This window comes from Streptomyces sp. NPDC001606, assembly GCF_053596835.1.
Genome location: NZ_JBSFHC010000005.1, coordinates 303,246 through 313,662, shown reverse-complemented (window position 1 = coordinate 313,662; position 10,417 = coordinate 303,246). Strand labels below are relative to the sequence as shown.

Genomic DNA, 10,417 nt, shown 5'->3' with positions numbered 1-10,417 from the left:
GTGGTTCCTCCGGTCCGCCCGCTCATGCCGAAGCGCCCTGGAGCCGGTGGCCGCTCAGTTCGTGGTGGATGAGGTCGGCGATCTTGTCGAGCGTCTCGTAGTCCGCCAGCCGGAAGTCCGAGCCCCGCGGCGGCAGCCCGAAGTGCTCCGACGCCCGCGACAGCAACTCGACCTGCTTCACCGAGTCCACGCCCAACTCCGCCTCCAGCAGCACACCCGGCGTGAACACCTCCTCCGGATACTCCAACGCCTGCGCATACAGACCCCGCACCGTCACGAACACCTCCTCCCGCGCCGGAACACCCGCCACCGGCGCACCCGGCTCCACGACAGCCGCGTCCTGGTCGGCGGCGCCGCGGTGGCCGTTCAGTTCGTGGTGGATGAGGTCGGCGATCTTGTCGAGCGTCTCGTAGTCCGCCAGCCGGAAGTCCGAGCCCCGCGGCGGCAGCCCGAAGTGCTCCGACGCCCGCGACAGCAACTCGACCTGCTTCACCGAGTCCACGCCCAGCTCCGCCTCCAGCAGCACACCCGGCGTGAACACCTCCTCCGGATACTCCAGCGCCTGCGCGTACAGACCCCGCACCGTCACGAACACCTCCTCCCGCGCCGGAACACCCGCCACAGGCGCACCCGGCTCCGCGGGAGCGCTGTCCTGAGCGCCGGCGCCGTCCTCCAGCGCGGTGCGGAAGTCCGACAGCCGGCGGTTCACCAGTGCGGCGACCTCGTGGCCCGTGGTGGTCCAGAAGGTGGAGAACTCCGCCGCGGACAGCTCGGGCGCCAGATACTGCCGCAGGGACTCCAGGCCGTCGCCGGTCGCCAGCCCCGCCTGCCGCAGCTCGGCCAGGGTGTCGGACAGGCGCAGGGTGTTGCCGCGGCCCATGGCCAGCGTGGCCAGCACGGTGAGACCGTCGGCGGTGCCCAGGCTCTTGGGCACCAGCGAGGTGAGGGCCGCGCGTCCGCCGGCCTCCACGAAGGTGCGCGCACCGTGCTCGTGCAGGAAGGCCACGGCGGAGGAGAACCGCACGGGCAGGGTGAAGTGGTCGGCCAACCGGTCGGCCAGGCTCTCGTCCTGGTCGTAGAAGCGCTGGAGGATCGGCGAGTAGACGGGGGTGTGCAGCCGGCCGCGGGACAGGCCCCGTACGGCGGCGGCGAAGTCGGGGGCCGCCGAGGCGAGTGCGGGGTTGTGGAACGCGAATCCGGCGTCCAGCGGGGCGCAGCCGATGTTGAGGTGCTCGGCGATGGCCTTGACCTGGGCGATGGCCTCGCGGGGGCCGCTCAGCACGGTCTGGGCAGCGTGGTTCTCGGTGGCCACGGCCAGGCGCTCGTTCTCGACGAGTGCGATCAGGTGCCGGCTGCGGGCGGGCGAGGCGGCGAGCGCGACCATCGCGCCGGTGCCCCCGTCGCGGCCGGCGATGGCGGCCGTGCGGCTCAGGACGATGCGGGCGCCGTCCTCGACGGAGTAGCCGCCCGCGGCCACCAGCGCGGTGATCTCACCGAGGCTGTGGCCCATGAGGGCGGACGGCCGTACGCCGTGTTCGGTCAGGATGTGATGGGCCGCCAGACCCGTTCCGTAGATGGCGAGTTGCGATACCCAGGGCTCGTCCTTGAGCAGCTCGGCGAGCTCCACCGGGGTGTCGCGGAACAGGGTCGGGGACAGCTCCCGGCCGTGTGCCTCCCGGGTCACGGTGTCGATCCGTTCGAAGACGGCCCGCACCTGCGGGTAGCCGTCGGCCGCGCGGCGGAGCGCGACACCGTCGAAGCCGCCCTGGCCGGGGAAGAGAAGGACGGGGCCGGTGTACTGCTGCGTACCGGTCATGGTGAGGTTCCTCCAGAACGAGGTGTCACGGGGCTGTGCCCCGGGCAGCCGCGCAACGACGTCGACGCTGCGTGCGTTGCGAGCGGTGCGTGCGTGTCGTCAGGGTGGGTGAGGGAGAGGTCGCGGCCTGGGCGCGCTCAGGCAGCCGGGCTGCGCAGGAGCAGCTCACCCATCAGGCCGAGGCGCGCCGCGAGGAGCCGGTCGGCGAGCCGGGCCGTGCTCTCCGGCCGGCCGGGGACGGCATGCAGCAGCCAGCGCAACATGCGGATCTTCGGCGGCAGTCCGCCCTCTTCGTTGAGGAAGTCGAACAGCTCGCGGAAGGTACGACGGGAGTAGAACTCCGTCGGTGGCACGACCGTGGCGAACAGGCCGATCATGCCGCGCGCATGCCAGGGGCTGCGGCTCATCGCCTCGATGAGCGCGCGCTCCTCCACCGTGTGGTCGAGGATGCGCGCGTAGTCGCGGGTGTAGTCGTAGTGATCCCGGACGAGCGCGTCCCGGGCACGGGCGTACGACGCCAGCTCCAGGTCCATGCCGCGGCCGCCGGACAGGCCCTGGTGCACGGCGTCCGCGAGGAGTTCGGCACTCAGCACCGCGTGCGTGATGCCGGAGGCGGTGATCGGATCCCGCGTCGCGGAGGCGTCGCCCACCAGGGCCCAGCCCGGACCGTGCGAGGTGCGCAGGAAGTTGGGGACGGAACCGGTGAGCCAGCGATCGGCCCGACGGCCCGCCCGGACCTCTTCGGCGAGGTCCTGGTCGGCATCGGCCAGAGCGGCGATGACTGCCCGGTCCGTGGCCTCGTCACCGTTCGGTGCGGGAAACTCCGCCGTGGGCCAGGCCACTCCGACGATCGACAGCCCGTCATGGGTGGGCCAGGTGAAGGGGTGCCGGCGGTTCTTGCGGTAGGTACGGACGAGGGACGCCGGCGGCATGCCCTCCCAGTACGTCCACAGGCTCTTGCTCAGCACCGGTTCGGCGCAGTACTGCTCGGCGCCGACCAGCCGGGCCACCTTGGAGTTCTTGCCGTCGGCGCCGATGACGACGGCGGCCTTCTCCTGGAAGCGGCCGGCACCCTTGGTGGTACCGGCGACGCCGATCACGGTGCCGTCCTCGTCGCGCAGCAGCTCCTGGACCGAGGTCTCCTCGCGCAGCTCGACACCGGCGTCGACCGCACGGTGCACCAGGGCCTCGTCCAGCTTGATGCGCGGGGGCGACAGCGCGTAGTCGACGTCCTCGACGGCGGGCAGCGCGGCCTCGAGCCGTACCGGGCCGCTCTGGAGGCTGTAGCGGGTGAGGTGCGGAATGGCGTGGTCGCCCAGCCGGTCCAGCACACCCCACTGCTTCAGCCGCTGGACGCCCGGCGGGTGGATGAGATTCGTGGACGACGACGTAGGGCTGGGAAAGCGCGCACGGTCGACCATCAGCACCCGGTGCCCGAGCCGAGCCAGCAACAGAGCTGTGGATGCACCGGATATTCGCGCACCTACAACAATGGCGTCATACACAAAGGCCCCCGTCCGCCAAAAAAGATATCCGGGCGAGACCCGGCCCATGCAGCGTAACAAGACCGCCCGAGGATCCGTCAATCTTTTCCTGACCGGTCAACTTCCTGCAATATTTCCAGTGAGCGAGAAAGGCGCCCGCGTTTCTCGCAGGCCGAGAAACAGTGATTGAAACCCGAAGAAGCCGCGGTTTCTCATACACCGAGAAAAGCGCGAAGATATCGAGGAATTCGGCCCGAGCCCGCTACGCTGCACCCAGTCCGGGCGCATACACCTACAGGAGTGAGCAGCGTGCTTGATTCGGCACAGGCCCCTTTCCCCGACAGCCACGTCGCAGGCATCGGGCCCGAACCGCACCCCTGGCTGGCGCCCGCCGTCGCCCTTCTGGGCCGGTGGCTGGGAACCGGCACCGTCGGATACGGCACCATGGCCGAGGAGCTGCCGTACGCGCAGGAGATCACCTTCAGCCATGACGGCAGGCCCTTCCTGCGCTACGAAGCGCGCGCCTGGCTGACCGATGCCGAGGGCCGGCCGGTACGCCCGTCGGGCCGCGAGACCGGCTGGTGGCGGGTCATGCCGGACGGCTACCTGGAGGCGGTGGTCGCGCACCCCACGGGGATCGTGACCACGTACGTCGGCCGCATCTCCGGCGGCGAGATCGAGATGGCCTCGCGGGACATGGCCGTCACCCCGCTGGCGAAGGAGGTCACCGGGTCCCGGCGCAGCCTCAGGCTCGACGGGGACGAGCTGACCGTCGTACAGGAACTCGAGGCGGTGGGCGAGCCCCTCCAGCGGCATCTGTCCACCCGCCTGCGGCGCCGCCCCGCCTGATGGGCGCCGGATTCATGGAACTGCGCTGGTGGCGGTACGACTCGCCGGTGCCCGACGGTTTCCCCGAGCTGCTCGACGCGGCGGAGCGCGCCAGGGCAGGAGCCTTCCGCTTCGCCGCGCACTCCGCCCGGTTCGTCTGGGCGCGCGCCATGACCAAGCGGCTCGTGAGCAGCACCGCGGGGGTGCCCGTCCACGAGGTGCGACTGACCCGTGCGGCCTGTCCGGCCTGCGGCGACACGGGGCACGGCCGGCCCGTGGCGGAACTCCGGAAGGGCACCGTGCACATCAGCCTCTCGCACAGCGACGGCTACTCGGCCCTGCTGCTGTCCGAAGAGCATCCGGTGGGGCTCGACATCGAGCGGGTGCGCCCCATGCCCGTCGCCACGCTCGCCCCGGCCACCCTGTGCGCGGACGAACGCTCCTACGTTTCCGACGAGCCGCCGGGTGACCGTCGATCAATGGCTTATTTGCGCTGCTGGACCCGGAAAGAGGCCGTCCTGAAGGCAGTGGGTACGGGAGTCACGGGCGACCTGACCCTGCTGGAGGTGAGCCCTCGGGAGGAGGTGGCGCGCGTGCTGCACGGTACGGGCGAAGGCCCGAGTGACTGGCATGTGCGCAACCTCAGGCCGCTCCCCGCCCTCCTGGCGGCGGTGGCCCGCCCCGCCGGTGCGGAGCAGACCGTCGTGGTGCGCGAGGCCCGCACCGACCTCACGGGTCCGCTCGTCCCGATGGCCTGATTCGCCCCGGCCGGCTCGGCAAATGTAACGGAAAAATTGAGTCGAAAGCGTTGGAGAGAGACTTCAGTCACACGCTCCCGGGGCACCTACGAGGTAAAGTCCGCCCTACACAAGGATTGACACGGGGGGCTGTGACATGCATTGCGTGCCGCTAGCTATGCGCTTCAAAGCGCTATATTCATCACATTTCCGACATCTCGGTGCCGGTGGGACGACCTGCGCAACTGCCTCTCACTGAAGTCACCCCGGTGACTCCTTCGCCTGACGGCTGCGTTTCTCCCTTTCCGGATCGAGAGGTCACCCCATGCATCAGGGCACCGCTCAACACTCTGAAGCCACATCCAGCAGTATTTCCTCAGGCCGACAGCAGAATCACACTTCATCACAGGGCACATCGCCCCCGGGCGGAACGAGCTACACCGAGCGAGTGTTTCGCGTACAACAGGCTTTTACCCAGCTCGGTGGCGAGGTGCACGGACTCGCGGAACTGGCCCGCGCCTCCGCGCTGGACGACTCCACCGTCTACCGGATTCTTCGTTCCGGCATTCAGCAGGGCGCGTTCGCACAGGTTTCCCGTGGCCGCTACCGCCTCGGCCCGGCGGCCGCGCGACTGGGCACCCAGGCGCTGACCCCTCGGCTCGACCGCACCGCACTGGGCAACTGCCTGGAACAACTGCGTCTCGCCACCGACGGTGGCACGGTGTTCCTGTACGGCCTGACCAACCTGGGCCACCCGCAGCGGCACTGCATCGACATGGCGGTCGGCTCCTCCGACCTGTCGGAACTGGGCCTTTCCCTCCGGGACCTCATGAGCATCAGCCGCTCCCTGCGGATCGGCGCCTCGGGCCGGGCGATCCTCGCCCATCTCTCCGACCACCTGCTCCAGCGGGTCCTGGCGGAGGAACTGCCCCCCGTCGTGGGTCCCGGGGTGTACCGGGACCGGAACAAGCTGCTCGCCTCCCTCGCCGAGATCCGGGCCAGAGGGTACGCGTTCGGGTTCCAGGAGTGCGTCCACGGCCGGGACTCGGTCGCCGCACCCGTGCTGTGGGACGGCACCGTGCTGGGCTCCGTCGTCGTACTGAAGCCGGCGCCCCTGCCGGCCGCCGTCCGGGACCGGTTCGTGCTGGCGGTCAAGTCCACCAGTGCCGAGGTGAGCCGGCTGATCGGAGGCTTCGAACCGCACAGCCGGATCGCCTAGTACTCCTCCGTCCCGGCCGGCACAGGGCCCGCGCGGACCGCCGACCGGTCCGCGCGGGCCCCGCTGCTGTTCACGCGCTCAACGTGGTGCGGTGACAGCAGGCTCCCCGGCCGGGGTGTCCTCCTGCGCCCGGCGCAGCCCCCGCCTGATCAGCAGATGGCCCGCCTCCCCGATGAGCAGGCCGACGACGACGATCGCCGCGGACGGCACACCCAGGTAGCGCATGTCCACCACGTGATCGAGCAGGAATCCGCCGATCACCGGGGCGAGGGAGACCCCGACGTAGTTCGCGGAGGAACTCAGCGAGATGGACATCTGGGCGACCGCCGGGTTCACCCCGGCGAGCCGGTGCTGGATCGGGACGAGCATCGCCCAGCCACAGGCACCCCACAGCATCACGGCGATGAAGGCGGTCACCAGATGACGGCTGGTCCACGGGGTCGTGGCGAAGACGGCGATCGCGATGACACCGGCCGTGTTGATCACGACGCGGTTGCCGAACTTGTCGGTCAGCCGTCCGGACGTCATGTTTCCGACCACCGCCGCGACACCCCAGGCGAACAGCAACCAGGCCAGCCTCCTGCCGCTGCCGTCCGTGGCGGGCGCGAAGATCTGACTGACGTAGGTGTACAGGATGAACAGGCCGCTGTAACCGACCAGGACCAGCAGCAGCGTCAGAGCGATCCGCGGATCGGTGAGCGGCGACAGCCGCTGCTTGAGCGTGGCCGCCGGCGGGCTCGGTACGGAGGGCAGCGCCACGGAGATGGCGATCGCGGCCAGCACGCCGACCGCGGCGACGAACACCATGGTGCCGCGCCAGTCGGTGAATCCGCTGATCGCGGTGCCGATGGGGGATCCGAGGGCAGTCGCGGCACTCAGGCCGCCGAACAGGATGGACAGGGCCGTGCCCCGCCGCTCCGGCCCGGCGAGCGCGACGACGACTCCGGCCGCGGTGGGAGTGAACATGGCACCGCCGAGCGCGGCCACCACCCGGAAGCCCATGGCCACCTCGAACGTGGGCGCGAGCCCGGTGCCGATGTTGCCCGCGATGAACACCAGCAGGCCGCTGATCAGCAGGAGCCTGCGGGGCACTCGGGCGGCGACGGCCGCCACGACGGGCGAGAGGATCGCGTAGGACAGCGCATACGCCGTGATCAGCTCCGCGCTCGTGGGCACGCCGACGTCCAGGTCCTTGGCCACGCTGGGCAGGATGCCCGCGACCACGAAGCTGTCCGTGCCGATGGCGAACATGCCGATGGCCAGCGTGATGAACCGCAAGATGAGGCCTTTGTCTGACTTTGCCATAAGAGATTCCCCTGTGGACGCGAAGCCGAGGCACCTAATGGTAAAGCTTCGAATTCTCCGTTAGACATCATCGGACCTTACTCCATCCTCACGGGAAACCTCAAGTGTTACCGTTACGACATGGACGCTGCCGAAACCGCCACAGCGACGCCGCCGGCGCAGGTGCCGGGCGAGGAACACCATCACGCCCTGGCCCTGGTCAACACGGAGTTCAACCGCCCGAACGGCCCGTACGACGGGCTCCAGGACGGCCCCGCAGCGCTCGCCTGGCTGGCCGAGCGCGACATGCCCCTCCCCCGGGGTGCCCTCAGCGAGCGCGACACGGGGCGGCTGCGCGAACTGCGCCACTCCCTGAGGGAACTGTTCGACGCGCACGTCAAGGGCGCTCACCCCGATACGGCCGCCCTGTCCACGCTGAACAGCGCGCTCGCGGCGGCCCCGGCCGTGCGCGAGGTGCGCTGGGAGGAATCGGGGGCCGTGGTGGCGACGCGCCATCCGGCCGACGACCCCCTCGGCACGGCCATCACCGCCATCGCCGAGGACGGCGTGGATCTGCTCACCGGCCCGTCGAGCCGACGTCTGGCCATGTGCGGGGCGCCCGGCTGCACCCGCCTCTTCATCCGCACCCACGGCGCCCGCCGCTGGTGCTCGGACCGCTGCGGCAACCGTGTCCGCGCCGCGCGCCACTATCTCGACCGCTCGGGACGGCACAAGCGGTCGTCCTGACCGCAGAAAACGGCGAGGGCCCCGACCATCAGGTCGGGGCCCTCGCTTCCGTATCACTACGGTACGTGTCCGAGGGGGGACTTGAACCCCCACGCCCGATAAAGGGCACTAGCACCTCAAGCTAGCGCGTCTGCCATTCCGCCACCCGGACTAGGTGTCTGCCGCCTTGCGGGGGCTGTTCCCCGCGGCGACATGGACAACAATACCAAGGTTTCGGAGTGCGTTTCACCTGCGTATCCGCGTGCACCGGGCGTGAGGGCGGGTGGCCGTCCGCTCAGGGGCACCGGACGACCTGGCCGGCGTACGACAGGTTCCCGCCGAAGCCGAAGAGCAGCACCGGGTCGCCGCTGGAGAGCGCTCCCTGTTCGAGGAGCTTGGAGAAGGCGAGCGGGATGCTCGCGGCGGAGGTGTTGCCGGACTCGGTGACATCGCGGGCGACGACGGCGTTGACCGCACCCAGCTTCTGCGCGAGGGGTTCGATGATCCGCAGGTTGGCCTGGTGCAGGACGACCCCGGCGAGATCCTCGGGGGCCACGCCGGACCGCTCGCAGGCGCGGCGGGCGATGGCGGGCAGCTGGGTCGTCGCCCAGCGGTAGACGCTCTGGCCCTCCTGGGCGAACCGCGGCGGCGTTCCCTCGATGCGCACCGCGTGCCCCATCTCCGGCACCGACCCCCACAGCACCGGTCCGATGCCGGGCCGCTCCCCCGGCGGGCAGGCCTCGACGACGGCGGCGCCGGCCCCGTCGCCGACCAGCACACAGGTGGTGCGGTCGGTCCAGTCGGTGACCTCGGACATCTTGTCGGCGCCGATGACCAGGGCCCGGGTGGCGGCGCCCGCCCGGACGGTGTGGTCGGCGGTGGCCAGCGCATGGGTGAAGCCGGCGCACACGACGTTGACGTCCATCGCGGCGGGCTGCGGGATGCCGAGCCGGGCGGCGACCCGGGCGGCGGTGTTCGGCGAGCGGTCGATCGCCGTGGAGGTGGCGACGAGGACCAGGTCGATGTCGGCGGGGGTGAGGCCGGCCGCGGCGAGCGCCTTGGCGGCGGCATGGGCGGCCAGCTCGTCCACCGGCTCGTCGGGGCCGGCGATGTGCCGGGTGAGGATGCCCACCCGGCTGCGGATCCACTCGTCGCTCGTGTCGACCATGCCGGCCAGGTCCTCGTTGGTGAGCACCTTGGCGGGCTGGTAGTGACCGATGGCGGCGATGCGCGAGCCGTTCATGACGGGAATCCCCCTCGTGGCCGTGGGTAGCGGGATCCACCAGTCTGTTCAGTGACTCACCGGTACGACGGCAGGTGAAGCCACAGGAATCGGGCGCCGGGATTGTCGGCTCCCGTCAGACACTCGGACATCCGTGCACCGGGGCACCCGGGGCGGGCTGCGCCCGGCCTCGCGGGTGCAGGACAATGTGTGCTGCTGCCAGCACACAGAGAACCGGGGCTGATCGGAACATGGGACGGGTCACGGAACGCCGCAGGGTCCTCCGCATCCGGGACGGGGCGGTCTCCGCCCGCGCGGACACGCTCGTCGCCGAGGAGCCGCTGGAGATCCGGCTGAACGGCAAGCCGCTCGCGATCACCATGCGGACGCCGGGTGACGACTTCGCGCTGGCCGCGGGGTTCCTGGTGAGCGAGGGCGTGCTGGCGACCGCGGACGACCTCCAGAACATCGTCTACTGCGCGGGGGCGACCGCGGACGGGGCGAACACCTACAACGTGGTCGACGTCCGGACCGCGCCGGACGTGGTGCTGCCCGAGGTCACGCTGGAGCGCAACGTCTACACCACCTCCTCCTGCGGGCTGTGCGGCAAGGCGAGCCTGGACGCCGTACGGACCACCGCGCGCTGGCCGATCGCCGACACTCCCCCGGTCCGGGTCACCCCGGAGCTGCTGGCGGGCCTTCCGGACCGGTTGCGGGCGGCGCAGCGGGTCTTCGACCGGACCGGCGGTCTGCACGCGGCGGCCCTGTTCACCGAGGACGGGGAGCTGGTGGACATCCGGGAGGACGTGGGCCGGCACAACGCCGTCGACAAGCTGGTCGGCCGGGCGGTGCAGAACGGCGGTCTGCCGCTGTCCCGGACGCTGCTCCTGGTCTCCGGCCGGGCCTCCTTCGAGCTGGCGCAGAAGGCGGTGATGGCGGGGATCCCGCTGCTGGCGGCGGTGTCGGCGCCGTCGTCGCTGGCGGTGGATCTGGCGGCGGAGACCGGGCTGACGCTGGTGGGCTTTCTGCGGGGCGGTTCGATGAACGTGTACGCGGGCGAGGACCGTATCGCCCTGGAGGAGCACGCCGCCTCCGAGTGAG

9 protein-coding genes and 1 tRNA gene are annotated in these 10,417 nt (G+C 70.6%); 5 read left to right on the top strand and 5 right to left on the bottom strand.

The window, feature by feature from the left end; genetic code table 11:
• Positions 1–22: 22 nt before the first annotated feature.
• Both ACWCV9_RS13040 and ACWCV9_RS13035 read right to left on the bottom strand, forming a co-directional pair.
• Positions 23–1,816, bottom strand: coding sequence for an acyltransferase domain-containing protein (locus ACWCV9_RS13040; protein ID WP_450786150.1), 1,794 nt, complete (start codon positions 1,814–1,816; stop codon positions 23–25).
• A gap of 137 nt (positions 1,817–1,953) precedes the next feature.
• Positions 1,954–3,369: an NAD(P)/FAD-dependent oxidoreductase gene (locus ACWCV9_RS13035; RefSeq protein WP_450786148.1), complete on the bottom strand. Its 1,416-nt coding sequence runs from the start codon at positions 3,367–3,369 to the stop codon at positions 1,954–1,956.
• Between the two features lie 240 nt (positions 3,370–3,609).
• Here ACWCV9_RS13035 and ACWCV9_RS13030 point away from each other — a divergent pair, with 240 nt between their 5' ends.
• The 3 genes from ACWCV9_RS13030 (at position 3,610) to ACWCV9_RS13020 (ending at position 6,084) form a co-directional block, all read left to right on the top strand.
• Positions 3,610–4,149, top strand: coding sequence for an FABP family protein (locus ACWCV9_RS13030; protein WP_450786147.1), 540 nt, complete (start codon positions 3,610–3,612; stop codon positions 4,147–4,149).
• Positions 4,150–4,163: 14 nt separating this feature from the next.
• Positions 4,164–4,886: a 4'-phosphopantetheinyl transferase family protein gene (locus ACWCV9_RS13025; RefSeq protein ID WP_450786145.1), complete on the top strand. Its 723-nt coding sequence runs from the start codon at positions 4,164–4,166 to the stop codon at positions 4,884–4,886.
• Positions 4,887–5,313: 427 nt separating this feature from the next.
• Positions 5,314–6,084, top strand: coding sequence for an IclR family transcriptional regulator (locus ACWCV9_RS13020; protein WP_450786257.1), 771 nt, complete (start codon positions 5,314–5,316; stop codon positions 6,082–6,084).
• A 78-nt stretch (positions 6,085–6,162) separates the two neighbouring features.
• Here the strand turns inward: ACWCV9_RS13020 and ACWCV9_RS13015 are convergent, their stop codons facing one another.
• On the bottom strand, positions 6,163–7,389 hold the full coding sequence (locus ACWCV9_RS13015) for an MFS transporter (protein ID WP_450786143.1): 1,227 nt from the start codon (positions 7,387–7,389) through the stop codon (positions 6,163–6,165).
• A gap of 120 nt (positions 7,390–7,509) precedes the next feature.
• Between ACWCV9_RS13015 and ACWCV9_RS13010 the strand changes: the two genes are divergently transcribed.
• Positions 7,510–8,115, top strand: coding sequence for a CGNR zinc finger domain-containing protein (locus ACWCV9_RS13010; protein WP_450786141.1), 606 nt, complete (start codon positions 7,510–7,512; stop codon positions 8,113–8,115).
• 66 nt (positions 8,116–8,181) lie between these two features.
• Here ACWCV9_RS13010 and ACWCV9_RS13005 read toward each other — a convergent pair.
• Positions 8,182–8,266 (bottom strand) — tRNA-Leu (locus ACWCV9_RS13005).
• A 123-nt stretch (positions 8,267–8,389) separates the two neighbouring features.
• The gene (locus tag ACWCV9_RS13000; RefSeq protein ID WP_450786139.1) at positions 8,390–9,337 is read right to left on the bottom strand and encodes a beta-ketoacyl-ACP synthase III; all 948 of its coding nucleotides are present in this window, start codon (positions 9,335–9,337) and stop codon (positions 8,390–8,392) included.
• A gap of 230 nt (positions 9,338–9,567) precedes the next feature.
• Between ACWCV9_RS13000 and fdhD the strand changes: the two genes are divergently transcribed.
• A complete protein-coding gene (gene fdhD / locus ACWCV9_RS12995) occupies positions 9,568–10,416 on the top strand; it encodes a formate dehydrogenase accessory sulfurtransferase FdhD (RefSeq protein WP_450786137.1) in 849 nt (282 codons plus the stop codon).
• Position 10,417: the final 1 nt, after the last annotated feature.